The organism is Brevibacterium pigmentatum (assembly GCF_011617465.1).
Lineage (GTDB): Bacteria > Actinomycetota > Actinomycetes > Actinomycetales > Brevibacteriaceae > Brevibacterium > Brevibacterium pigmentatum.
This window is the reverse complement of the sequence record NZ_CP050153.1, coordinates 713216-738682: the sequence shown is the minus strand read 5'-3', so window position 1 is coordinate 738682 and position 25467 is coordinate 713216. Positions and strand designations below refer to the sequence as shown.

Below are 25467 nucleotides of genomic sequence, written 5' to 3'. Positions count from 1 at the left end.
CACAGATTCTTATCAATCCACGCGACGGGGGTACGGCATGGAATTCCGGCAGGTCACAGCTTTCCTCGCTGTCGCCGAGGAGCTGCATTTCGGACGGGCCGCGGAGCGTCTGCACATCGCGCAGCCCGCGCTCAGCCAGATGATCCGCGCACTCGAGAAGGACCTCGACGTCGATCTGTTCGAGCGGACGACGCGACGGGTCCGACTGACGCCGGCGGGCGAGGCGCTGGTCGAACCGGCCGCGGCCATCGGGACCCAGGTGGACGGCGCCCGACGCATCGCCCGCGCCGCGCAGCAGGGTTTGGCGGGCCGGGTGCGCATCGGATTCGGCGGCACCAGCGGCTACTCCATCCTGTCGCGACTGGCTCGCGAAGTCGGCGAGCGGCACCCGGGAATCAGCCTCGACCTGCAGCCGCAGATGTACTGCGGAGAGGCCGCGATCGCGCTGCGCGACGGGGAGACGGATCTCGCGATCATCAGCCCGCCGGTGCCGGCCGGCGTCGAGGTCCACGTCATCCGGCAGGAGAGCGTCATGATCGCCATGCCCTCGGCGCATGAGCTGGCCGAACGGGAGTCGGTGAGCATGAGCGAACTCGCCGGTCAGCCGTTCATCTCCTATGCACCGTCGCACGGATCCCAGGTCAGAGAGGTGATGATGCGACTGGCCGACGACGCCGGATTTCTTCCGCAGGTCGTCCAGGAGGCACCCGATCCCTACAGTCTTCTGGCTCTTGTGGGCGCGCAGGTCGGTATGGCCGTCGTCGTCGAGTCCTCGGATCACATCCGCATCGACGGAGTGCGCTATGTCCGCCTCGCCGAGGGCGGAGATTCCTTCACCCTCGCCCTCGGCTGGCGCCGGAACAACCCGTCCGAAGCACTGGCGCGAGTCCTCAACATCGTCCAAGAACTCTTCCCCTCCCCAATTACTACCTGACGGCAGCCCAGCAACCTGGCGCGAGGTTGCTGAGCCGCCGTCAGGTGCCTGGGAGCGCGCAGTCGCGGCGGAATCGGTGAGAGACTGGGGATATGGTTGACCCAACCCGTATCGCTGTGATCGGAGACGTCGGTGGTCATTTCGGACCGCTCGTCCATCTCCTGGGAGAGCTCGGCGTGCGGTTCGGAGCCGAGATCGATTGGCCGGACGACCTCCATGTCATCCAAGTCGGCGACCTGGTCCACCGAGGCCCGGCCTCCGCTGAAGTCGTCGGCCTCGTCGCCGGTCTTCTGGAACGGGGTGTGTGGAGTCAGATCGTGGGCAATCATGAACAGCTCTACGTCGACCGCCCGGTTTTCGGATGGAACGAAGTCATCGAGGAGACCGCCCAGGAGCAGCTACGGGGCTGGTGGGCAGATGGTCGCCTCCAAGCGGCAGCAGCTGTCACCGACGGCTCAGGCGAGGAGTGGCTGATCACTCATGCCGGCCTGACGGCTGGATTCTGGCGACAGGGGCTCGGAGCCCCCGACAGTGCCGAGGCGACGTTGGCGGCACTGAAGGAGGCAGCCGCCGATAGCGCGCTCTGGCATCCCGGGACGATGCTGCTCGGCGTCGATGACGATAATGCCGGCCCAGTGTGGGCGGCCGCAGGGACAGAGGTCTACCCATCCTGGCCGCGACTCGAGGCCGAGCTGCCGTTCAATCAGATTCACGGCCATTCGAGTGCCTTCGATTGGAACCGCAGCCAGTGGTCGGCCGAGTCCTGGATCCAACCGCAGATCAGACTCGACCTCAATCACCGCCATGCAACTTTCGAACACACTGGCCGGCGAATCGTCGGAATCGACCCCTGCCATCTCGCCGAGGCGGCCCCGGTCTTCGCACCGTTCGTCCTCCACGGAGCAACGATCAGCTGAGAACCCGGCACTGGAGAATACCCTCCGTGCTACCTGACGGTGGCCCAGCAACCTCGCGCGAGGTTGCTGGGCCACCGTCGGGTAGTAATTACCAGGAGATGACTTGGGGGACGCTCACGTGCTTGAGGCCCTCGAGTCCGAACTCGAGGCCGAAGCCGGACTTCTTCACCCCGCCGAACGGCACTCGGGGGTCGACGGCACCATGCTTGTTGATCCACGTGGTTCCCGCCTCGAGTCGAGCCGCAACCTGACGGCAGGCGTCGAGGTCTGTGCCCCACACCGACGATCCGAGGCCGACTTCGAGCTCGTTGGCCCATTCGATGGCCTGGTCGAGATCGGTGTATTTGATGATCGGCAGCACCGGCCCGAACTGCTCCTCGGCCACAAGCGGGTTGTCGTTGTCGATATCGGCGACAAGGGTCGTCGGGTAGAAGTAGCCGGGCTGATCGGCGACTGGGTCGCCGCCCATGAGCACGCGCGCTCCCCCGTCCTTTGCCGCCTCGACGAGGCGCGCGACGATGTCGTACTGCTGCTTGTTCTGCAGCGGTCCCAGCACGTTCTCCTCTTCCAACCCCACGCCCATCGGGGACTGTCCAGCCACCTCGACGAGGGCTTGGCAGACCTGATCGTAGAGCGATTCGGGAACGTAGAGCCTCTTCATCGCAGCGCAGGTCTGCCCGGTGTTGATGAACGCGCCCCAGAACAGGTCGCCGGCGATCTGGGCCGGATCGGCATCGTCGAGGACGATGCCGGCGTCGTTTCCACCAAGTTCGAGAGTGATACGGGCGAGGTTGTCCGCAGCGGTGCGCATGATCGCCTGCCCGGTCTTCGTCGATCCGGTGAACATGATCTTGTCGACGTCTGCGTGGCTGGTCAGGGCGGCGCCGACCGCTCCGTCGCCGGGCACGACAGCAAGCACATCGGCCGGCAGCACCTGGTTGACCACAGCCACGAGCGCCTGCACGGACAGCGGCGTGTACTCCGAGGGTTTGAGGACGACGGTGTTTCCCATCTTCAGTGAAGGCGCGAACTGCCACACGGAGATCATCATCGGCCAGTTCCAGGGGCCGACGGCTCCGACGACGCCGACGGGACGGTAGTGGAGTTCGGCGTGGGTCTCACCGTCATCGACGAGGACTTCGGGTTCGAGCTCGAAGGCTGCGTTCGCGCGCAGCCACGCCGCGCAGGCACCGACCTCGAAGCGGGCGTTGGGTCCGTTGAGGGGTTTGCCCTGTTCGCGGGAGAGCAGTTCGGCCAGGGCCTCGGCGGAGGCTTCGATCGCATCGGCGGCCTTGCCCAGCAGCTCGCTGCGCTCCTGTGAAGTGCGCGCGGCCCAAGCCGGCTGGGCCCTGTGCGCGGCCGCCACGGCGGCATCGATGTCGGCAGGGCTGCCTTCGCCGGTGCGGCCGACGACCTCGCCAGTGGCTGGGTCGTGGATCTCGCGGCCGGAGGGGTCCTCGATCGCGGCCAGGATGGCAGCGGTGGTGCTGAAGTCAGTGACGGCGGTGTCCGTGGTCATGATGCTCCTTCGATTGAGAAACGTTCAGTATCTGATGTGCGGCTGGTGGTGTGCAGTGCAGTTGATGGTCGAGGTCTTGATCCGACCTCTCATCCCAGGGAACCACCGGAGCCGATTCCTGCATAGAGGTTCGGTGAAGACGTACGGAGGACGACGGCCCAGATGGTGCCGATGAGCCCGGGGAAGAGAACGATGGCCGGCAGCAGCCAGGACAGGACCGTGGTCCCCTCTGCGCCGATGAGGACATTGAAGTTGATGACGATGGCGACGAAGAGGGCGAGGAGTCCGACCGCCGAGAGGCCGGGGGCGATGACCCGGGTCCACAATGAGTACTCCCCTGCCTTCGTGCGCAGGAATCCGACGACGGCGAGCGCGGTCAGCGCCATGAGCAGGACGAGTCCGAAAGCGCCCATGTTCGTCAGCCACGTGAAGAGCGTGACGACGGGGAACAGCGGGTCATCGCTGCCGGAGCCGACCACGGCGAAGACGACGATGATGATCAGCGCCAGTGCCGATTGGGTGAGAGAACCGACCACGGGCGCACCGGTGCGTCGCGAGGTCCTGGCCAGCGACTGCGGCAGCACCCGGTCACGGCCGAGGGCGAAGACGTAGCGGGCGACGATGTTGTGGAAGGCGACGAGCGCGGCCAGCAGCGAGGTGAGGAACAGCAGGTTGCCGAGGTCGACGAACCACACCGGGGCATGCTCGCCGAGGAAGACGAACATGAGGTCGGGCCCGAGTTCCTGCGACCGACCGATGACCTTCGATGCACCCTCGCCGACGACCATCGCCCAGGCGGAGAACGCGTAGAACACCGCGATGATGCTCACGGCGATGACCGTGGCCCGACCGGCCGTGCGGCGAGGATCCTTGACCTCCTCGTTGTAGATGGCGCCGGATTCGAAGCCCATGAAGGCCGCGATCGAGAATGCCAGGGCTGCGCCGACCCCGGGCGCGAACAGCTGGTCGAGTGCGAAGCCGTCGGTGGTGATTCCTTCGGGGCTGTGGGCGAGCCCGATGATGTCGAAGACGATGACGACGAGGAATTCCGCACCGACGATGATGCCGAGCACCTTCGCGGAGAAGTCGACCCGCAGCACTCCCATGATGCCGACGATCACCCAGGCGATGAGGGCGCAGATCCACCAGGACCAGGAGATGCCGAAGAGGGTGTCGAGGAAGGAGGAGAAGACGAAGCCGAACATTCCGGCGATGCCGATCTGCATGGCGTTGTAGGCGACGAGCGCGGTCATCGCCGCTCCCATTCCCGCGGGCTTGCCCAACCCCTTCGAGATGTAGGCGAAGAAGGCCCCGGCGTTGTGGACGTGGCGGCTCATCGCCGCATAGCCGATGGCGAAGAGGATGAGGATGATCCCGAGGACGACGAAGGACAGCGGAATCCCGACCAGGCCGGTGACGGCGAAGTTGCTGGGGACTCCGCCGGCGACGACGGTCAACGGCGCCGAGGCGGCGATGATCATGAAGACGAGCGCGGGGATACCGATACGGCGGGCATCGAGTGAAGCCGTGGCGGGTGCGTTCCCGACGTCCGTGGAGTGCCGATCGGCGCCGTTGCCGATCGGGGAACCCGGGCCGCCTTCGGCCGGGTCCGAGCTGAGAGTGCTCATGTGATCCACCTAACAGTCAAAGTGATTACTGCCAGTGTGTCCGGTGCCGACTCACGCCGTCTTGGCTTTGCAGGCAGAGTTCTTGACGATGTGTGCATCCGCGATCGGGGCTCTGGATCTGCCCGCGCCGGAGCTCAGCCTCAGCCGGCGTGGGCGCTGCGACGATATCCGGCGGGCGGCTGGCCGACGGCGCTGCGGAAGAGTCGGGAGAAGTGCGCGGGATCGCTCAGGCCCCAGCGGGCGCCGATGGCGGCTACCGGGATCTGACGCTGCCCGGGATCGGCAAGGTCGAGGCGGCACTTCTCGATGCGGCGCCGCCGGATCTCCCCGCCGACGGTCTCCCCGCTGCCTTCGAAGATCTGGTGCAGGGTACGCACCGAAATGAAGTGGGCGGCGGCGATGGTCGACGGCGTCAGCTGCGGATCGGAGAGGTGGGCATCGATGTACTCAGTGATCTCGGCCGACAGTCGCTGCCGCTCGTCGACCTCACCGCCCGCTGCAGAGAGCTCGTCGGCCATCACCGTGGTGAGGAGGTCGACGACGTTGCCGGCCAGCCGCACACCGGTCGTCCGATTGAGGGTCGGCAGCATGGCTCCGGCTTGGGAGATGACCTGGGCGACGACCGCGCCGAGCTGATGGTCGGCTCCGATCGGGGTGGCGGTGAGTTGACCGACGGTCCCGGCGGGCAGGTTGACCCGCGACTGCGGGAACATCATGACGTAGGACGAGAAATCCGAATCGAAGCTGAGCGTATACGGCCGGGACGTATCGTAGATGGCCAGCGATCCGGGCGCCAGTGCCATCTCTCGTCCGTCCTGGATGAGCAGTCCGTGCCCGTCGAGCTGCAGTGAGACCTTGAAGTAGTTCGTTCCGGCCGCGCAGCCGTGCGCCTGCGATCGGGCGCGGGCGATGAGCTCGGGGGTGCGCAGGACGGCGTGAGGGTTGGCATTGATCTGCGACATCACCACGGAGTCGTAGTCGCGCGCGCTGATGCGACCCTGGAATCCGCCTCGGCGCTGGGGTTCGGTATCGAGCGGAACGAACGAGTCCGAGACCAGCCCCTGCCAGCCGTCGAAGTCGTTCGCGGTGTCTTCAAGCAACATCGTCGTCCTTAGATTGCTCGGCCCCGACCGCTTCGTCGAAGGCCCGTTGTCCGGTCACTCTATCCCCAACCGTTGCGCCAGTCACGACCCTGAACCCGATTACCGACCATTTGGTCACCCCGCATCGGCAAGGCCCCTTCCACTCGCCCGGTCAGCTCCGCCGGTCGAGGCGGGAGATGACGTAGTCGAGCTGGGCCCGGAAGCCGGCGAAGTCGAATCCGCGCCCGCCGATGATCGCGGTCGTCTGCGCCCCGAGGAGATACGTCAGGAGCACCTCGGTCTCGGATTCGACGTCGACCTCGGACCGTAGCCTGCCGTCGGCATCGGCCTCACCGAGCCAGGATCCGATCCATTCTCGCCAGAGTTCCATGGTCTCAGCGGTCGCGCGGGCATGCTCGGGATCCTGGGCCACCTCGGCGAGGTAGGACAGGACGACGCGGGCCTCATCATGCAGATCCGGGGTCACCGGGAGCACCTCATGGGCGAAGGCGCGCAGTGCATCGAGTCCACGCAGACCCGCCGTCGAGGTCGCCACCCTGGCGTTTGTGGCTTCGAAGACGTAGAGGTAGGTGGCGGCGAGGAGGTCCGCCTTCGAACCGAAATATGTTTTGACGACCCCGTTGGCAAAGCCCGCCTCGGTCGCGATATCGCGCATCGTCGCCCCGTCAAGCCCCTGCCGGATGATCAGGCGCAGCGTCGCCTGCACGAGGTCCAGTCGACGCTGGTCGTGGTCGACGATCTTGGGCATGGATCCTCCATCGGGATGCAGATCGGGTCTTGACTTTATTTCCTACAAGTGTAGATTTTAGCGTGATTCAGCCCACAGGCCCAGATTGCAAAGGTGCACAATGTCCTGCCACTCCTCCGCTCCCGTCGCCGAGGCGACTACCGCCACCCCCTTCACCCTGCCGACCGAGGCCGAGATCCGGGCCGTCACCGCGGTGCTGCGCTCGGCCGGGCAGTTCCCCGACTCCGCGCGCATGGCCTACGTCGGCCTGCTCGACCCCGTGCGCGGCACGGATCGGACCACCGCCGAGGTGGACCGTCGTTTCCGCGCCTTCATCCTCGACAAGTCCGCCGGCACCGCCCGCGACATCGTCGTCTCGGCCACCCGTGAGACAGTCGAATCCGTCGCCGAGGTGGACTCCACCCAAGAGGGCGAGTTCCCCGTCATGGAAGAGGAGTTCGAGGTCGTCGAAGAGGTCCTCGCCGCCGATCCGACGTGGCTGGCGAGCCTGGAGAAGCGCGGGCTGCCCGTCGCAGAGGTGCGGGTAGCGCCGTTGTCGGCCGGAGTCTTCGAATACCCGGATGAGAAGGGGCGACGGATCCTGCGCGGGCTGGCGTTCCATCAGCAGCATGAGTCGGACTCGGCGTGGGCGCACCCGGTCGACGGACTCGTCGCCTATGTCGACGTCACGAACAGAACCGTCGACCAGGTCCTCGACATCGAGAACGTTCCGGTGCCGTCCGAACACGGGAACTACACGGATCCGGAGCTCACCGGACCCATGCGGACCACGCAGAAGCCGATCTCGATCACGCAGCCGCAGGGGCCGAGCTTCACGGTCACCGAGGGCAACCACATCGAGTGGGAGAAGTGGTCGTTCGATGTCGGCTTCGACATGCGGGAGGGCCTCGTCCTGCACAACATCGCCATCGACGACGGCGAGCGCCGTCGCACGATCCTCGATCGGGCGGCAATCGCCGAGATGGTCGTTCCCTATGGTGACCCCTCACCGGTGCGGTCGTGGCAGAACTATTTCGACACCGGCGAATACCTCGTCGGGCAATGGGCGAACTCACTCGAGCTCGGGTGTGACTGCCTCGGCGATATCACCTATCTGTCGCCGTGGGTGGCGAACAACCTCGGCGAACCTCGGCAGATCAAGAACGGCATCTGCATGCATGAGGAGGACGCGTCGATCCTGGCCAAGCATTCGGACCTGTGGTCGGGTGTCGCCTACACCCGGCGCAACCGCCGGTTCGTCGTCTCGTTCTTCACCACGGTCGGCAACTACGACTACGGCTTCTACTGGTACCTCTACCTCGACGGCACGATCGAGTTCGAGGCCAAGGCCACCGGCGTGGTCTTCACATCGGCGCTGCCGAACGGGTCGACGGACTTCGCCTCGGAGATCGCGCCCGGTCTCGGTGCCCCGTTCCACCAGCACCTCTTCGGGGCTCGGCTCGACTTCGCCCTCGACGGCGGCAAGTGCCGGGTCGAAGAGGAGGATGTGGTGCGTCTGCCGGTCTCGCAGGACAATCCGCGCGGCAATGCCTTCAGCCGGTCTCGGACCGTTCTGGCCACCGAGCTGGCTGCGCAGCGGGATGCGGATCAGTCGAAGGCGCGGACCTGGGTGGTGACGAACCCGGAGTCGACCAACCGCCTCGGCGAACCGGTCGGGTACAAACTGCACCCGACGGGCCTGCCGACGCTGCTCGCGGCCGACGATTCGTCGATTCACCGCCGTGCCACGTTCGCGTCGAAGTCGCTGTGGGTGTCGCAGTATCACGAGGACGAACGCTATCCGACCGGGGACTTCCCGAATCAGCACCCCGGCCATGCGGGGCTGCCGGCGTGGACAGCGGCCGATCGCAGCGTCGACGGAGAGGACATCGTGGTCTGGCACAGCTTCGGTCTCACCCACTTCCCGCGGGTCGAGGACTGGCCGATCATGCCCGTCGACACCGTCGGCTTCAAGCTGCGCCCCGAAGGCTTCTTCGGCCGCTCCCCCGTCCTCGACGTCCCCGCCCCGGAGTCCGGCTCCGCCTGCTGCGACTCCTAACCTCCCCAATTACTACCTGACGGCGGCCCAGCAACCTGGCGCCAGGTTGCTGGGCCGCCGTCGGGTGGCACGGAGAGGTCGGGTGGGACCGGAATTGACGATGCGCGCACGACCGTCGCCGACGGCTTGCCGAATCGTGCACACCTCGACCGCAGGCGTTCCTCACCGGTGACCGACATCACTAGCCTGAGGCCATGACAACCGAGCATGAATCAGGCATCGTGGCCTCGAACACCTCAGACCACCCGGGCACATTCCCCGACGAGTTCCCGAACGAGCGATTCGACTACATCGTCGTCGGCGCAGGATCGGCCGGGTGCGTGCTGACCCGTCGACTGCTCGATGCCGGAAAGAAGGTCTGCCTCGTCGAAGCCGGCGGAGACGAGACCAATCCGAACATCGACCATCTCAACAACCTCGGACTGATCTGGCATTCGCAACAGGACTGGGACTATTACACTCCCCCGCAGCCGGCGACGATGGACCGGCGCATCCACCTCCCACGCGGCAAGGTCCTCGGCGGGTCGAATGCCCTCAACGCTGTCATCTGGGTCCGCGGCGATGCCTGGGACTACGGACAGTGGGTCGAATCCGGTTGTCCGGGATGGTCCTGGGACGAGGTCTGGCCGGTCTTCGCCGCAATCGAGAACTTCGACGGCGACATCACTGAGAACCGAGGCACCGACGGTCCGATGGATGTGCGCGTCGACTATGCGCGCAACCCGCTGCAGGAGGACATGTTCACGGCCGCCGCACAGACCGGCGTGCCCGTCAATGACGACTACAACTCCGGCACCGTCGAAGGCATCGGAAAGATCCAGCTCAACGTCCGCGACGGCAAACGGCTCAACACGTGGCGCGCCTACCTCAAGCCCCGCCTCGGCGATGAGAACCTCACGATTCTCACTTCCGCGCACGCCCGCCGGCTTCTCCTCGACGGGACCGCGGTCACCGGTCTCGAGATTGATTTCCGCGGTCTCGTCAGCACCGTGTCCGCCGACGAGGTTGTCCTCTCCGCAGGTGCCCTGGCCTCTCCCGAGCTGCTTCTGCGATCGGGCATCGGTCCCGCCGAGGAGCTTGCCGAGGTCGGCATCGACTCCGTGGTCGATCTGCCGGGAGTCGGCAAGAATCTCCAGGATCATTGGCTCTCGCCGGTCGTCTTCTCCACCGGAGATCGGGAAGTGCCGATGGGAGAAGTGGCGCCCGCCGAGGTTCACTTCTTTGCGAAGTCCCGACCGGATCTGCCGGTCCCCGACACCCAGCCGTTGTTCTTCTCCGTGCCGATGTATGCCCAGGATGCGGCGCCCGCCGCACAGACCGGACCAGGACCTGGCGGAGCCTTCACTCTGCAGGGCGGACTGGTTCGCCCCGAGAGCCGCGGTGAGGTGCGGCTCAGCGGGCCGAATCCACAGGATCCGCTCGTCGTCGATCCGCAGGTGCTCTCGGCACAGGCCGATGTCGACGCTCTCGTGGCCTCGGTGAGGCAATGCCGTGAGATCGGGCGGGCCGAGGCCCTGTCATCGTGGCAGCCCACCGAAATCCACCCCGGCCCCGAGGTGGCCGATGACGATCTCGAGGACTATGTCCGCGGGTCGGTTGTGACCTATCACCACCAAGCCGGGACCTGCCGAATGGGAACGGACGCCGAGTCGGTCGCCGACCCGACCACGTTCGAGGTCCGGGGCGTGAGCCGGCTGCGGCTGGCCGATGCGTCGATCATGCCGCTCGTGCCGACCGGAAACACGAACGCTCCAACGATCATGATCGCCGAACGCGCCGCGGCCGCTCTCGTCGGCTCCCCCACCGAAGGAATCACCGCACCCGCCTCCCATTGATTCCCCTTATTGCTACCCGACGGGGGCCCAGCAACCTGGCGCGAGGTTGCTGGGCCCCCGTCGGGTAGCACGGGGCTGGTATCTTCTACTTCGTCGGCCGATCTGCAGACGAGAGGGATTGGGAGTGCACGAGGCAAGCGAAAAGACCGTCCCCGCACAGGAGCTGCTGGTGACGATCGGGACGGGCCTGCTCGCCGGTGGGATCTCCTCGGTCGATGTCGAAGACGCACTGACCGGGCTGGCACCTGCCGTCGGCCTGAAGTCCATCAACGTCGCAGCTCTTCCCAAGGGCCTGTTCCTCACCATCGGCCCCGGCAGTCCCACCCGGTTCGAACGCATCGGTCCTGACCTGCGGTTCGACCAGACCGCGAAGCTGCTCGACATCGTCGACGCCGTGCGGTCGCGCCGGCTCGGCATCGACGCCGCTCGCCGCATGATCGAGGCCGAGGTCTACGGTGCTCCCCCGCGCTGGCCCGGATGGGTGACCCGCCTCGGCGCGGTGCCCGTCGGCGTCGGGCTGTGCCTGCTGCTCGAACCGGGACTGGTCAACCTCGCCTTCGCCGCTCTCGGTTCGCTCATCGTCGCGGGTGTGCTCGCCGTCAACGCCCGCCACCCCAGCTTCGGACCGCTGCTGCCGGTCGCCTCGGCGTTCATCGTCGCGGTGCTCATCCTCATCGGTTACCGTCTCGACTGGCTGGACAGTCCCCTGCGCACGATCGTCGCCACCCTGGCGCTGCTGCTGCCCGGCAGCGCCGTGGTCACCGGTCTGACCGAGATCTCCGCGGGCGCCCTCTCGGCAGGCAGTTCCCGGCTCGTCTCGGCCACCGTCCAGTTGGCGATGTTCATCGCCGGAGTCGCCGGTGCCGCCGTCGTCACTGGCACCGGCGCCGAGGCGCTTGCGAACTCCCAGCTCACCGCCTCGACATGGTGGCTGTCCGCCCTCGGCGTCGCCGCCGCGACACTGGGCCTCATCACCTATCTGCACACCCCGCTCGAGCACACCGTGCCGATCGTCCTCACGATCGCTGCGGCCGCGCTGGCGCAGCTGGGCATCGGTGCCGAATTCGGTGCGGCCATCGGCGGTCTGGCCGGCGCGCTGACCGCATCGGTGGTGGCCGTCGTGCTCTCACGCCTGCCGAAGGGCCCGATCTGGCGGATCAGCTTCGTGCCCGCGTTCCTCGTCGTCGCGCCCGGGTCGTTCGGGCTCCTCAATGCTTCGCAGATCGAGTTCGGTGACGGCGCTGGGGTTGCCGGCAGCATGCTGGCGGCTGCGACCACGTTCTTCACGATCGCCATCGGCACGGTCATCGGCGCCGCCATCGCCCACGCGGTCGAGCCCAAGGACGAAATCGTCGCCTGAGACACCCCTAGAGCTACCTGACGGCGGCTCAGCTACCTCGCGCGAGGTTGCTGAGCCGCCGTCAGGTAGTAATTGGGAGGGAAGGTCAGGACGGGTCCTCCTGCGCGAACGGCGCGGAGGCCCGGTCGAGACGGTCGACTTCGTCGGCGCTGAGCTCGAGCCCGGGTGCGGCCATGACCGCCTCGAGCTGCTCAGGGGTGCGGGCCGAGGCGATCGGTGCCGTCACGCCCTTCGCCAGCAGCCAGGACAGCGCCACAGTCGTCGGAGCGACATTGTGCGAATCAGCGATCGCGACGAGATCGTCGACGACCTTGAGCCCCGCGGCGTTGAAATATCCCTGCACCATTCCACCCCGATCGGCGCCTTCGAGGTCGGCTTCGGTGCGGTATTTGCCGGTGAGGAAGCCGGCGGCAAGGCTGAAGTACGAGAACACCGCGAGATCGCGCCGCTCGGCGACCGGGCGCAGATCGGTCTCGAACTCCCGCCGATAGACGAGGCTGTACTGCGGCTGGATCGCGACCGGCTTGACCAGTCCTTCGTCCTCGGCCGCTGCGAACCACCCGGCCAGACGCGCCGGCGAATAGTTCGACACCGCGATGTGCTTGGCCTTACCGGAACGGACGATCTCATCGAAGACGCGGGCCACCTCGGCGATGGGGGTCACCTCATCGTCACGGTGGGCGTAGTAGAGGTCGACGTGATCGGTCTGCAGACGCTCCAGTGAGGCGTCGATGGCAGTGCGGATGTATTCGGGATCCTGCGTCTTGTGCTCGGGATGGTCGCCGACCTTCGTGGCGATGACGACGTCATCGCGGTTGTCCCGCGAGGCCAGCCAGGTGCCGATGATGGTCTCCGATTCGCGGCCGGTGTTGCCGGGCACCCACGCAGGGTAGGACTCGGCGGTGTCGAGGAAATTGCCGCCGCCGGCGACGAAGGCGTCGAGGACGGCATGGGACTGCGCCTCATCGGCGGTCCACCCGAAGGTGTTCGTGCCGAGATTGATCGGGAAGATGGACAGGTCGGTGCCGGGAATCTGCTTCCGCGTGGTCAAGCTTTCCTCCATTCGTCGAATGATCGGCCGCAAACGGGCCGCACTTCCGCACAACGGATAGATCTGGAGGACTATTCCGCCGAGGCGACCCACCCCTGACCGCGCCCCGCGCGGGAGGTCGTGACCGCCGCGTCCTCGTAGCCGGCGCGAGCATCGGCCCGCACCGGTACCGGGCCCCGCAACCAAGACGGTGTCGACGCCTACGGGTATGACGGCGCTGAAGTGAACCTCGGTACCGCGCAATTCAGTGTGCACGACGTCGAAGTGGCCGAGCACTCCGTACTTGGTCGCCGCGTACGTCGCCTCGACCGGGGTGGGATGGACCGATGCCGCCGAGGTGGCCCTGCGTGCCCATAGCATCGCCGACCGCCATTTCCGCCTCCGCCCAGCGTGAGGGTACGGCGAGCGCGGTACAGATCCTGTCGATGGTGCCGTTCATGCCGGCGGTCAGCCGTCACTTGAGCCGGCGCCTCACTTGAGGAGGCGGTCCATGCGACGGTCGGAGAGCTTTCTTCCGCCGGTCTGACAGCCGGGGCAGTACTGGAAGGACTTGTCGGCAAAGGACACCTCGGCGATGGTCTCCCCGCAGACATGACAAGTCTCACCTGTGCGGCCGTGAACGGAGAATCCGCGCTTCTTCGCGGTTTTGATCCTGCCCGGCGGCAGGCCGATGAGGGCGGTGCGGGCGGTCTCGAGCACCTCGGCGATGGCGTTGTACAGCGCTTGCGGGTCGACGGTCTTCGCGGTCGCGAACGGGGAGAGCCGGGCGGCGTGGAGGATCTCATCGGTATAGGCATTGCCGAGGCCAGCGATGATTCTCTGATCTTCGAGGACCGTTTTGATCCGGGAGGTCGACTCAGACAGCGCCGCGGCGAGTTCGTCGACGGTGAGGCTGAGCGCATCGGGGCCCAGCGATGCAAGGGCGGGCACCTCGGAGAGGTCGCGAACGAGGGACACTGCGGCGTTCTTCTTCGACCCGGGTTCGATGAGGTCGAAGGCGGCCCCCGATGCCAGTCTCACGCGCATTCCCAACGGCCCCTTGCCCATCCGGGTCGGACCACTCGGTGCGGTGTCATGCCAGGTCAGCCGGCCCATTCGGGCGAACCGGCAGACGAGGGCGAGACCGTCGAAACCGATGACGAGGGCTCGGCCACGGCGGGCCACCTCGGTGATTTCGAGTCCCGCGAGCGCATCGATACTCGGGTCGACGGTCTTGAGCAGGCTGAGCTCGGCGATATCGACACGGGTGACGAAATCGCCGATGATCCGCGGACGGAGGAACTCCACAAGCGCATAAATCTCGGGCAGCTCCGGCATAGTCCCAGTATCCTCCACACCCCACAATCCCAACAGCCCCAATTGCTACTTGACGGCGGCGCAGCAACCTCGCGCGAGGTTGCTGCGCCGCCGTCAAGTAGTTCTGAGACCCTCATTGCCGGTCGGCCGATGCGACGGACCTTGAGAACCCTCGTGTGGAGGACTAGCGTGGTTGACCACCGGAAGCCGTGTGGTTTCGGTGGATCCCTGACTGCCGAAGGAGGCGGACAATGGCTGAGAACGTTGCTCAGAAGCTCATCCGATCGCATCTGGAGTCCGGGGAGCTCACTCCCGGAAGCGAACTCGGGATCCGGATCGACCAGACGCTCACCCAAGATGCGACGGGCACCCTGGTCATGCTCGAACTCGAGGCGCTCGGCCTCGACCGGATCCGCACGGATCTGTCCGTGCAGTACGTCGATCACAACCTGCTGCAGACCGATGAGAAGAACCCTGAGGACCACGAGTTCCTCCGGTCGGCGGCGGCACGCTTCGGACTGTGGTTCTCTCCTGCCGGCAACGGCGTCTCCCACCCGGTCCACCAGTCCCGTTTCGGCAAGCCGGGGGCGACTCTCATCGGCTCGGACTCCCACACCTGTGCCGCCGGTGCCTTGGGAATGCTCGCCATCGGCGTCGGCGGACTTGAAATCGCCATGGCCATGGCTGGTGAGCCGCTCTTCATCAGCGCCCCGCAGATCATGGGCGTCGAACTCACAGGCACCTTGCCCGACTGGGTCTCAGCCAAGGACGTCATCCTCGAGATGCTGCGTCGCCATGGCGTCAAGGGCGGAGTCGGAAAGATCATCGAATACCACGGGGACGGGCTGCGGAATCTCACGGCCATGGATCGTCACGTGATTGCGAACATGGGAGCCGAACTCGGCGCCACCGCCACGGTCTTTCCGGCTGACGATGCTGTCCGCGATTACCTCGAGGCCGTCGACCGCGGCGAGGACTTCACCCGCCTCGAAGCCGATGAAGGCGCCGAATACGATCTCACCGACAGCATCGACCTCTCCCAGCTCGAACCGCTCATCGCCGCGCCGTCGTCGCCGGGCAACGTCACTCCAGTGCGCGAGGTCGCCGGTGAGGACGTCTTCCAGGTCGTCGTCGGCTCTTCGGCGAACCCAGGGCTGCGGGACTTCGCCGTCGTCGCCGAAACACTTGCCGACCGCCAGATCCATCAGCAGATCTCGCTCGACATCAACCCCACCTCACGAGAGGTCCTTGCCGACCTCATCGCCGGCAGATGGCTGACCTCACTGGTGGCTTCCGGGGCCCGGATTCACCAATCCGGCTGCATGGGCTGCATCGGCATGGGCCAGGCACCAGCAGTCGGACGCAACAGTCTGCGCACCATGCCGCGCAACTTCCCCGGCCGGTCCGGCACCGACGAGGACGCCGTGTGGCTGTGCTCGCCGGAGACCGCAGCCGCTGCCGCGCTGACCGGGAAGATCACCGATCCCCGCGACCTCGACATGGACTATCCCGAGGTGCGGCTACCCGAGAAGTACTCCGCGAACCGCAAGATGCTCGTCCCACCGCTGGGACCGGAGGAAGCCCGGTCGGTCGAGCTCGTGAAGGGAACGAACATCTCGACCCTGCCGGACTTCGAACCGCTGCCCGATGACATCGATCTGGAGATCCTGCTCAAGGTCGGCGACAACGTCTCCACCGATGAGATCATGCCCGCCGGATCCCGCGTTCTGCCGTATCGGTCGAACATCCCGAAGATCTCCGAGTTCGTCTATATCCAGGTCGATGACACCTATGCCACCCGTGCCGCCGACCACGTCGGAGGGCACGCGATCGTCGGTGGGGACAACTACGGTCAGGGGTCCTCTCGCGAGCATGCGGTCATCGCTCCGCGCTATCTCGGACTGCGGGTCGTGGTGGCGAAATCGTTGGCGCGGATCCATTGGCAGAACCTCGGGAACTTCGGCGTCCTCGCCCTCGAGTTCACGAACGAGGCTGACTACGAATCCCTGTCCCAGGGTGATGTGCTTGAGTTCCGTGGTCTGCGCGATGAGCTCGGCGAAGGGACGACGATCACCGCCGAGGCGGCCGGCCGAAAGTTCGAATTCCGCCATGGCCTGTCGCCGCGTCAGGTCGAGATGGTCCTCGCCGGCGGTCGCATCGCCCAACGCGCCGCCCACCTAAATTGACTCCACGAACTACCTGACGGCGGCCCAGCAACCTCGCGCGAGGTTGCTGGGCCGCCGTCAGGTAGTAATTAAAAAGAGAAGACGGCCCGGACACTCCCGCGGTGTGGAGGTTCCGGGCCGCCGTCTCGTGCCGAACTCTCAAGCGGTCAGGCGCTCACGATCTCAGGCTGCCTCAGCCCTTCACCTTGGCCTCGATAGCCGCACCGACCTCGGCGTCGATGTTCTTCCAGTACTGGATCGCATTCGACAGCACCGGCTCCTCGACTCCGTCGGAGAGTCCGCCCGCGACGGTCTCGATGAGACCCTGGCGCTCCTCCTCGGTGTAAACCTCGCGGACCAGGGTGTGTGCCTGGCCGAAGTCGTCGTCCTCAGCGTGCAGGCTGTAGGCGCTGCGCACCAGCTCGCCGTCGGCCTCCCAGCCGTTGTCGACCGGGCCCTGCTCGTCCTGGTAGGAGCGTCCGTACGAGTTCGGGGCGTAGACCGGTGCATTACCCGAGTGGTGGTACTGCATCTGGCCTTCCTTGTCGTACGAGTTCGTCTTCGTGACAGGAGCGTTGACCGGCAGCTGGTTGAAGTTCGTGCCGATGCGGTTGCGCTGTGCATCCGGGTAGGAGAACACGCGGCCCAACAGCATCTTGTCCGGCGAGAGCCCGGTTCCCGGCACGGTGTTCGAGGGGCTGAACGCAGCCTGCTCGATCTGTGCGAAGTGGTTCGAGGGGTTCTCGTTGAGGGTGAACTTGCCGACCTCGATGAGCGGGTAGTCCTTCTTCGACCAGGTCTTGGTCAGGTCGAAGGGATTGAAGCGGTAGTCCTTGGCCTCTTCGTACGGCATGATCTGCACGCTGAAGGTCCAGGACGGGTAGTCCCCGCGCTCGATGGCGTCGAACAGGTCGCGGCGGTGCATGTCCGCGTCCTCGCCGGCCATCCGACCGGCTTCCTCGTTGCTCATGTTCTCCACGCCCTGGTCGGTGTGGAAGTGGTACTGGACCCAGAACTTCTCGCCCTCGGCGTTGACCCACATGTAGGTGTGCGAGGAGTAGCCGTTCATGTGGCGCCAGCTCTTGGGCAGACCACGGGGTCCCATGAGGTAGGAGACCTGGTGAGCCGACTCGGGCGAGAGCGACCAGAAGTCCCACTGCATGTTGTTGCTGCGCAGACCCGAATCAGGGGTGCGCTTCTGCGAGTGGATGAAGTCGGGGAACTTCATGGGATCGCGGACGAAGAACACGGGGGTGTTGTTGCCCACCATGTCGAAGTTGCCCTCTTCGGTGTAGAACTTCAGCGCGAATCCGCGCACGTCACGCCACGAGTCGGGCGAGCCGAGCTCACCGGCGACGGTGGAGAAGCGAGCGAGCATCGGGGTCTTTTTGCCCGGCTGCAGGAAGTCGGCCTTCGTGTACTTGGAGACGTCCGCGGTGACTTCGAACTCACCGAAAGCGCCGGATCCCTTGGCGTGGGGGCTGCGCTCGGGCACACGCTCACGGTCGAAGCGAGCAAGCTTCTCGACCAGCGCAACGTCGTGGAGCAGCAGCGGTCCGTTCGCTCCGACGCTCAGCGAGTGAGCGTCGGATTCCCTCGGCGCACCGGATTCGGTCGTCGAGGCCTTCCTATTGTCGTGTCCGGCGTATTCATGATCTGTATGTTGCGTCATCACATCTCCTTCAACCGTGTGATTTCAGGCGTCGACATTCAGTCAACGATCACTGCCACCGGCGAGAAGTGCTTCTCGCCGGTGCAGCTGATCGACCGGCTGAGCGCCGTTCGCCTGATCTCGATTTCCCGACTTCGGCGGAACCTCGTCGGAGTCACTTTCAACTTAACGATGTTCTCTGCCATGTACAACCCAGGGTCGGCTGTCTAAATTCCCGCTCCCGGTGTTGGTCGGCTCACCCCTCCGCCGAGGCGGCCGATCCGCCGCCAGAACCGCCCGTCGATCCGCCGGTTCCGGAATCGCCGGAGCCTGCCGCACCACCGCCCGAACCGCTGCCCGAGCCGTTCGATCCCGACCCCGAGCCTGCACTGCCGCTGGTGTCCCCGGTGCTGCCGGTGCCGTCGGTCGAGGTGGAACCGCTGCTCGCATCGGTCCCGTCCGTGGTCGTCGAGTCGCCGGTGGAGTCACTCGTGCCCGTCGTCGTCTCCGAGCCCTGTGAGCTCTGGCCCTCTGTCGCACCTTCGGTGCCGGTCTCCCCCGCCGAGGTGGACTGACCGTTCTGCGTGGTCGATCCGCTGCTCGACGAGCCCTGGCTGGCGTCGGCGTTCGAACCGGATCCGCTCGACGATTCGTCCCCTCCCGTTCCGGAATCCGAGGTCCCGTCGTCGGTGACGGACTCGTCGTTCGTCGACTGCCCGGTCACCGATCGTGAGATCTGCGAGGTGCCCGGTGAGATATCGGCTTCGGTGAAGTTCTCGGCCACGACGACCGCGCCGAGTCCGATCCCGAAGGCGGCAACGCCGATCGTCAGCGGATAGAGGACCCGCTTGCGGCGCAGCTTCTGCCACCAGGTGCGGGCTCGGCTCTCGGTTTCGCTGCCATCACCGTCCCCGGCCTCGGACTTCCCTTCATCCGGCGCCGAGGCGGCCGTCGCGTTCGCATTGCCCGCTGTCGGTTCCGGCGGGGCGAAGGCGGAATCCTCGGCGAGCGAGGGATCGACGGCAGTGTTCTTTCCGGAGGGGTGCTTCGCGATCTTCGCTTTGACTGCCGGAGCGAGTTTGGACCCGACTTCTTGGATCTTCTCTTTGCCCTTGTCGAGGCTGCGGCCATAGAGGGTGACCGCCAGGGCAGTGACGATGCTCGCGACTCCGGCGCCGACGACCGTGCCGGCGACACCGAGCTGACCGCCGATGACCGACGAGGTCGCCGCGGCGCCTGCACCCGCAAGCAGCTGAGTGGCGGAGATCCGGCCTTCCGAGGACTTCTCCTCAGCCTTCTTGTCTTCGACCGTCTCTGCCGCTTCGGCCACGGCGGTCGGGGAGGCCGCCGTCTGAGTCTGCTGTTGTGTGGCCCCACCATCGTGGCGGATCGGATTGGGCGGCATCACCTTGGTGACGACGTGTTCGGTGGGTTCGGCCGCCGGGGCCGGGTGAGAGCTGACGATCTCTTCGGTGATCAGCGGCAGCGTCTGGGAATGCTCCGGCAGATGAGTTTCATCGTTGTGCTCGTGTTGCTCGTTCGTGCCACTGTTGCCTACCGTCAAAGTTCCTCCAAAATCCGGCGTGCAACCATTCTCGGACTCCCACGTTCAGGCATCCTGACACTTCACGTTGGAAGCTGAGAAAGACCTGATGGATTTGCTCGAAATCGGGGCCGCCACCTGGGGCGATACGCAAAAATGTGACGCCGAGTACAGTCGGTTCTCACGGACTTCTCAGATGTGCGTGTCGACACTTTCGGGTTGGAGTACGGCCACCGGAATCTCGTCTGGAATAGCCTCACCCGGTTCGAGTTCGAACAGCTGAGAACGAAGGTACTCAGCGACGGCTTCGAGAGTGAGCACGAACCGGAATCCGTCGGTTGCGAACGACTTGCCGATGCTCATCCGCAGCTCACCGGAGGCAGACTCGGACTCCTGGCCCGAGTTGCCCGATTCGGTTGCGGCGTCACAGCCGGTGCTGCCTGTGTCCTCGTCGGCGACCATGAGATTGACGGCGAAACACGGTTCCGCCATGCCGACGAGGTTGACGGCCTGACGTCCGTGAAAGCGCTCTGGGTGGAGCGCGGACACCGAGTGCACGTGCCCGTCGATGTCGAGTGTCACCTCGGCGGTGGGAAGGAAGGTGCGGGCCATTCCGGGCAACGCCGAGAATGGGCCCACACGCGAGAGCCGGGCGATGCTCAGCCGCCAAGGACGAAGCCCAGGAGTCAGCCGCACTGAGTCAGCCAGGGAGACGAGTTCAGTGGTCTGACCGGCACCATTGGCCCACGGGACAGGATCACGGTCGGCGAAAGAAGCGAGTGCGCGCATGACTCAGCGCGCCACGGGCGGGTGGGGGTGCCTCGGTGGTGGTGTGGTCATCCCTTGCACAGGCAGAACGGGTGACCGGCCGGGTCGAGGAACACTCGGAACGTCTCTCCCGGCTGTTCGGGGGCTTTGCCTGCACCGATTTCGAGCACGGCTTTCTCGGCGACGTCGAGATCGTCGACCACGACGTCGAGGTGCATCTGCTGCGGGTGAGCCTGGCCGGGCCAGCTGGGTGCGTGGTAGTCCTCCACCTGCTGGATGCAGATCGGCGGCCAGGAGTTGGAGACGACTTCTGCCCAGGTGCCGTCCTCGTCGACGGTGACAGACCAATCCAGGAGCTTTCCGTAGAACTCCGCGAGTTCACGGGCGTCAGGGGCATCGATTACGACAACGGGCTGCTTTGCGATAGCCATGTCCCGAGTCTACGCCGCCGCACTGACACGGCGAAGGGCTGGACGCCGGGGAGTAGGATTGTTGAGCAGATCCGCCGATGCGTCCGCAGTCCGCATCGGCTCCCCATAGTGAAGGTTCGCGATGAGTTCTCATGCCCTGCCCGTCACCGGTGATCCGGCGGTCTACATCATCCACGACAATCCGGAATGGATCGCCCCGTTCACCGAGGCGCTCGACCGCCTCGGTGTCGCACATGTCGAATGGCTTCTGCCCGAGACCACGATCGACCTCGCAGCCGAACCACCAGAAGGTCTGTTCTGGTCGCGGCTGTCAGCGTCGGCGCACACCCGAACCGATCCGCACGTCAAGGAGTACGGACGCGCGGTCCTCGACTGGCTCGCCGCCGCCGGCCGCCGCGTCATCAACGGTCGCGGGGTCTATGAGCTCGAAGTGAGCAAGATCCGTCAGCATCGCGAGCTGGTCGGCCGAGGCTTCGACGTGCCGCGCACCGCAGCCGCATTCGGACCACAGGCGCTCGTCGAGGCCGCTGGCGGCTTCACTCCCCCGTTCATCACGAAACACAACCAGGGCGGAAAGGGACTCGGCGTGCGTCGCTTCGACTCCCACGCCGAGCTCTCAGCCGCCGCCGATGAGTTCGCACCCGGCGGGGCGAATGCACCGATCGACGGCATCACCCTCGTCCAGGAGTATGTGCAGCCGAAGCGGCCGTTCATCACCCGCGCGGAGTTCATCGGCGGACGTTTCCACTATGCGGTGCGCGTCGACGTCTCCGGCGGATCGTTCGAGCTCTGCCCGGCCGATGCGTGCGCTGTTCCCGGTGCAGGGACTGACACCGACGTCGAGGCGGCTCCCCCGTTCGCTCGCCGTGAGGAGATCACGGCCGCAACGCCGCTGATCAGCCCTCTTGAAACGCTGCTGGCCGACCTGAACATCGAGATCGCCGGCATCGAGTTCATCGAAACCGCTGACGGCCGGCAGGTCGTCTATGATATCAACACGAACACGAATTACAACCCGTCCGTTGAGTCCGCTGAACAGTCGGCGGGTCGCCAGTCCGCCGCCGACCGCATCGCGGAGTTCGTATCCGACACCCTCGCCGAGGCGGCCCCACCGTCCGTGTCCCCCGTCGGATCCGCAGCCCGGTGATAGTATCGAAGAACTACAGGGGAGCGCCGATCGACGGGTGCTGAGAGTGCGTACGCAGACCCTTTGAACCTGATCCGGTGAGCACCGGCGGAGGGAGTGGAAGAGCGATGACCACCACAGATGTCGGCGGCTCGATAGAGGTCGCCGCCGACGGATCCGTGTCGACACTGATGAAGTCGACGAGCCGACAATGGGCACAAGCCGTCGACCACCGATTCGTCCGAGAGCTCTTCGCCGGCACCATCGATGACGCAGTCATGCGTGACTATCTGGTGCAGGACTATCAGTTCTTCGAGTCGTTTCTGTCGATGCTCGGCGCGTGCGTGGCCCACGCCGATGAACTCGAGGCGAAGCTGCGGTTCGCCCGACAGCTGGGAACGCTCGTCGCCGATGAGGACACCTATTTCGTCGACTCCTTCGCCGAATTGGGAGTCGATACAGCCGATTATCTCCACCCGGAACTGACCGCCCCGACGGTTGGGTTCCGCGATCTCATGGACTCGTCAGTCGCTTCGGCGTCGTATCCGCAGCTGCTCGTCGTCCTTGTCGTCGCAGAATGGCTCTACCTCGACTGGGCCGAATCCCGCGAGGAAATGCCGCACCGACAGATTCACCGAGGATGGATCGACCTCCACCGAGGCGAGGCCTTCCGCGGATGGGTGCAGTTCCTCGTCGACGAGCTCGAACGCGTGTTCCCGACAGACGACAGCCAGGGTTCAGAGGCCGAGACCCTGGCCCGCACCTGGCAGCAGGCCGTCGACCTCGAATGTGCCTTCTTCGACAACGTCTATGAAAACTGATCCGCCCGGAACCGCACACGGCAGCCGCGTCACCCCACTCCCCTAGACTGGCCTCATGAGCACTGAGGTTGATGCAGTCGTCGTCGGTTCCGGACCGAATGGCATGGCCGCCGCGGTCACCCTGGCCCGCGCGGGCCTCTCCGTCGAAGTGTTCGAAGCTCAGCCGACGATCGGCGGCGGTGCCCGCACCCTCGACCTCGGGCTGGCTCCCGGCGTCACCCATGACATCTGCTCGGCCGTCCACCCGCTGGCCATCGCCAGCCCCTTCTTCGTCGACTTCGACCTGCGCGCCCGCGGCATGGAGCTGACCACCCCCGACATCTCCTACGCCCAGCCCCTCGACGGGAAACCGGCCGCGCTGGCCTTCCACGATCTCGACGAAACGGTCGACCGCCTCGGCGAGGCCGGACCCGAATGGCGGCGATTCTTCGCCCCGCTGCTCGACCGTGTCGATGACGCGATCTGGCTTTCCCTCGGTGACAAGCGTTCGGTGCCGGAGACCCTGCGCGACCTCCCGGGTATCGCCAACGTCGTGAAATTCGGACTGCGCCTGCTCAGCCAGGCCAGTCCCGCGTGGAACATACCGCTCTCCCACGAATCGACGCAGTCCCTGTTCACCGGGGTCGCCGCGCACGCCATCGGCGGGTTGCCGGCGATGGGCACAGCAGCCACGGCGACGATGCTCTCCACGATCGCGCATGCCGGCGGCTGGCCCTCCCCTATCGGGGGCTCTCAGGCGATCATCGACTACCTCGTCGCCGATCTCGAAGCCCACGGCGGAACCGTACACGCGAACGCCCGGATCGACCACGTCTCGGATATACCCGCGGCCCGCGCCTACCTGCTCGACACCTCGGCGCTCAATGCCGCGCAGATCTTCTCCGGCCTGCTGCCTGCCCAGGTCGACAAGAGCCTGCGCGGCTTCAATCACGGCAACGCCGCGGCCAAGGTCGACTTCGTCCTCAACGGACCGGTCCCCTGGTCCGACCCCGAGGTGGGCCGTGCCGGGACCATCCACGTCGGCGGATCGCGGGCACAGATGGCCGCCGCCGAGGCGCAGGTGATGAACGGGCGCATGCCGGCCGATCCCGTGTGCCTCGTCTCGGACCCCACCGTCTTCGACCCCTCCCGCGAGGTAAACGGCCTGCGGCCGCTGTGGACGTATTGCCATGTCCCCTTCGACTGCCCGCTCGACCCGACGGAGTACATCACGAGGCAGATCGAACGCTTCGCCCCGGGTTTCCGCGACCGCATCGTCGCCCACAACGCCATCCCCGCCTCCGAGATGGCCGGCCACAACCAGAACTACATCGGCGGGGACATCGCCACCGGCATCGTGTCCTTCTACCGGATGATGGCCCGGCCACGCACCAGTTGGGACAACTACAGCCTCGGCGTGCCCGGCGCATTCCTGTGCTCGGCGGCAACTCCGCCTGCACCCGGAGTGCACGGAATGAACGGCTGGTTCGCCGCCCGCCGAGCCCTGAAGACCCGCTTCGGCATCGACGAAGCGCCCAGCCTTGCACCTGGCGTTTGACCGAGTGCGTTCCCACGGGGACGACCCCACCTTCACAGACATGATCGAATCGGGCACAGATTGTTGGGCGGAGCATCCCTGACAGCCGGGAGCATGGATGAGTGAAGGGAGAGATCGTGATCGCTGAACTCAATACACTCATCAACATCGTCGAGGCGAATCTGTCCGCCGATTCCGCAGAGTCCGTCGAGGTCGGTGCACTGGCTGTCAGGCTCGGCACCACCGAGTATCACCTGCGGCGTATGTTCTCATCACTGGCGGGAATCCCGCTTTCGGAGTATGTCCGCAGGCGCAGAATGACCGTCGCTGCAGGCGCTGTCATCGATGGTGAAGATCTGCTGAGTGTGGCGGTGCGGTACGGATACGGATCGACCGAGGCGTTCACACGCGCTTTTCGATCCGTTCACGGTGCAGCCCCGTCCGAGGTTCGGCGCGACGGCGGTCCCCTTCGCAGCCAACAGTCACTCAGGTTCCGCCTGACGATCGAAGGGAGTTCGACCATGAACACCAGAATCATCGACCACCCCGCATTCGCACTCATCGGCCACGCTGTCCGTGTGCCGCTCATCCACGAGGGGGAGAACCCGCACATCCGCGAGTTCATCGCTTCGCTCCCGGCCACAGAGCATGCTCGGCTCAAGACGCTGTCTGACACCGCACCGACAGGACTGCTTCAGGTCACTGACGGGGTGGATCCAGATTATCGAGAGGGAACCGACCTCACCTATCTCCACGGGGTCGCGATCTCGGCGGCTGCCTCGGCGCCGGCGGATCTCGACATCATCGATGTTCCGGCAGGAATCTGGGCCGTCTTCACGGCAGACGGCCCCTATCCGAAGGCGTTGCAAGACACGTGGGCGGCCGCGGCTGGCGAGTGGTTCCCGTCGAATCCGTGGCGACTGCGGCCGGGGCCCTCGATCGTGTCGATTCTCGATCGTGCGGAGGACTTCAGCACAGCGACGACCGAGCTCTGGCTCCCGGTAGAGCGCGACTGAT

Annotated in this window: 20 protein-coding genes and 1 riboswitch; of the genes, 10 read left to right on the top strand and 10 right to left on the bottom strand. The window is 65.7% G+C overall.

What is annotated here, in order from left to right; translation table 11 throughout:
* The first annotated feature begins 37 nt into the window (after nucleotides 1-37).
* Both GUY30_RS03170 and GUY30_RS03165 read left to right on the top strand, forming a co-directional pair.
* On the top strand, nucleotides 38-934 hold the full coding sequence (locus tag GUY30_RS03170; protein ID WP_167194035.1) for a LysR family transcriptional regulator: 897 nt from the start codon (nucleotides 38-40) through the stop codon (nucleotides 932-934).
* A 92-nt stretch (nucleotides 935-1026) separates the two neighbouring features.
* The gene (locus GUY30_RS03165) at nucleotides 1027-1851 is read left to right on the top strand and encodes a metallophosphoesterase (protein WP_167194033.1); all 825 of its coding nucleotides are present in this window, start codon (nucleotides 1027-1029) and stop codon (nucleotides 1849-1851) included.
* 88 nt (nucleotides 1852-1939) lie between these two features.
* On the opposite strand, the gene GUY30_RS03160 is transcribed toward GUY30_RS03165, so the two are convergent.
* The 4 genes from GUY30_RS03160 to GUY30_RS03145 form a co-directional block, all read right to left on the bottom strand.
* Entirely contained in the window at nucleotides 1940-3370 is a 1431-nt protein-coding gene (locus GUY30_RS03160) for an aldehyde dehydrogenase family protein (protein WP_167194031.1), read from the bottom strand.
* Nucleotides 3371-3459: 89 nt separating this feature from the next.
* Nucleotides 3460-4851 (bottom strand): APC family permease, encoded by a 1392-nt coding sequence (locus tag GUY30_RS03155; RefSeq protein WP_228281857.1) that lies wholly within the window; start codon nucleotides 4849-4851, stop codon nucleotides 3460-3462.
* Nucleotides 4852-5138: 287 nt separating this feature from the next.
* Nucleotides 5139-6101 (bottom strand): AraC-like ligand-binding domain-containing protein, encoded by a 963-nt coding sequence (locus tag GUY30_RS03150; protein WP_167194027.1) that lies wholly within the window; start codon nucleotides 6099-6101, stop codon nucleotides 5139-5141.
* 151 nt (nucleotides 6102-6252) lie between these two features.
* Nucleotides 6253-6849: a TetR/AcrR family transcriptional regulator gene (locus GUY30_RS03145; protein WP_167194025.1), complete on the bottom strand. Its 597-nt coding sequence runs from the start codon at nucleotides 6847-6849 to the stop codon at nucleotides 6253-6255.
* Between the two features lie 100 nt (nucleotides 6850-6949).
* Between GUY30_RS03145 and GUY30_RS03140 the strand changes: the two genes are divergently transcribed.
* The 3 genes from GUY30_RS03140 (at nucleotide 6950) to GUY30_RS03130 (ending at nucleotide 12082) form a co-directional block, all read left to right on the top strand.
* A complete protein-coding gene (locus tag GUY30_RS03140; protein ID WP_167194023.1) occupies nucleotides 6950-8887 on the top strand; it encodes a primary-amine oxidase in 1938 nt (645 codons plus the stop codon).
* A 194-nt stretch (nucleotides 8888-9081) separates the two neighbouring features.
* Entirely contained in the window at nucleotides 9082-10722 is a 1641-nt protein-coding gene (locus tag GUY30_RS03135) for a GMC family oxidoreductase (protein ID WP_167194021.1), read from the top strand.
* A gap of 124 nt (nucleotides 10723-10846) precedes the next feature.
* Entirely contained in the window at nucleotides 10847-12082 is a 1236-nt protein-coding gene (locus GUY30_RS03130; protein ID WP_167194019.1) for a threonine/serine exporter family protein, read from the top strand.
* A gap of 85 nt (nucleotides 12083-12167) precedes the next feature.
* Here GUY30_RS03130 and GUY30_RS03125 read toward each other — a convergent pair whose 3' ends face one another.
* Nucleotides 12168-13133: an aldo/keto reductase gene (locus GUY30_RS03125; protein ID WP_228281653.1), complete on the bottom strand. Its 966-nt coding sequence runs from the start codon at nucleotides 13131-13133 to the stop codon at nucleotides 12168-12170.
* Nucleotides 13134-13604: 471 nt separating this feature from the next.
* A complete protein-coding gene (locus tag GUY30_RS03120; protein ID WP_167194015.1) occupies nucleotides 13605-14450 on the bottom strand; it encodes a DNA-formamidopyrimidine glycosylase family protein in 846 nt (281 codons plus the stop codon).
* Between the two features lie 230 nt (nucleotides 14451-14680).
* On the opposite strand from GUY30_RS03120, the gene GUY30_RS03115 reads away from it, so the two are divergent.
* Entirely contained in the window at nucleotides 14681-16615 is a 1935-nt protein-coding gene (locus tag GUY30_RS03115; RefSeq protein WP_167194013.1) for an aconitate hydratase, read from the top strand.
* A 172-nt stretch (nucleotides 16616-16787) separates the two neighbouring features.
* Here the strand turns inward: GUY30_RS03115 and GUY30_RS03110 are convergent, their stop codons facing one another.
* The 4 genes from GUY30_RS03110 to GUY30_RS03095 all read right to left on the bottom strand — a co-directional run bounded on the left by GUY30_RS03110 (nucleotide 16788) and on the right by GUY30_RS03095 (nucleotide 20987).
* Complete coding sequence (locus GUY30_RS03110; RefSeq protein ID WP_167194011.1) at nucleotides 16788-18266, bottom strand: catalase; 1479 nt, start codon at nucleotides 18264-18266, stop codon at nucleotides 16788-16790.
* A gap of 235 nt (nucleotides 18267-18501) precedes the next feature.
* Nucleotides 18502-19809, bottom strand: a complete 1308-nt coding sequence (locus GUY30_RS03105) for a hypothetical protein (protein WP_167194009.1) — start codon at nucleotides 19807-19809, stop codon at nucleotides 18502-18504.
* A 171-nt stretch (nucleotides 19810-19980) separates the two neighbouring features.
* Complete coding sequence (locus tag GUY30_RS03100) at nucleotides 19981-20577, bottom strand: HutD family protein (protein ID WP_167194007.1); 597 nt, start codon at nucleotides 20575-20577, stop codon at nucleotides 19981-19983.
* Nucleotides 20578-20624: 47 nt separating this feature from the next.
* Complete coding sequence (locus GUY30_RS03095) at nucleotides 20625-20987, bottom strand: VOC family protein (protein ID WP_167194005.1); 363 nt, start codon at nucleotides 20985-20987, stop codon at nucleotides 20625-20627.
* 121 nt (nucleotides 20988-21108) lie between these two features.
* Here GUY30_RS03095 and GUY30_RS03090 point away from each other — a divergent pair, with 121 nt between their 5' ends.
* The 4 genes from GUY30_RS03090 (at nucleotide 21109) to GUY30_RS03075 (ending at nucleotide 25466) form a co-directional block, all read left to right on the top strand.
* Complete coding sequence (locus GUY30_RS03090) at nucleotides 21109-22134, top strand: ATP-grasp domain-containing protein (protein ID WP_167194003.1); 1026 nt, start codon at nucleotides 21109-21111, stop codon at nucleotides 22132-22134.
* A 7-nt stretch (nucleotides 22135-22141) separates the two neighbouring features.
* Nucleotides 22142-22247: riboswitch (TPP riboswitch) on the top strand.
* The gene (locus GUY30_RS03085; protein ID WP_167194001.1) at nucleotides 22242-22934 is read left to right on the top strand and encodes a TenA family protein; all 693 of its coding nucleotides are present in this window, start codon (nucleotides 22242-22244) and stop codon (nucleotides 22932-22934) included. Its footprint overlaps the riboswitch before it by 6 nt.
* A gap of 55 nt (nucleotides 22935-22989) precedes the next feature.
* The gene (locus GUY30_RS03080) at nucleotides 22990-24471 is read left to right on the top strand and encodes a phytoene desaturase family protein (RefSeq protein WP_167193999.1); all 1482 of its coding nucleotides are present in this window, start codon (nucleotides 22990-22992) and stop codon (nucleotides 24469-24471) included.
* Between the two features lie 116 nt (nucleotides 24472-24587).
* Nucleotides 24588-25466, top strand: coding sequence for an AraC family transcriptional regulator (locus GUY30_RS03075; RefSeq protein ID WP_167193997.1), 879 nt, complete (start codon nucleotides 24588-24590; stop codon nucleotides 25464-25466).
* Nucleotide 25467 lies beyond the last annotated feature (1 nt).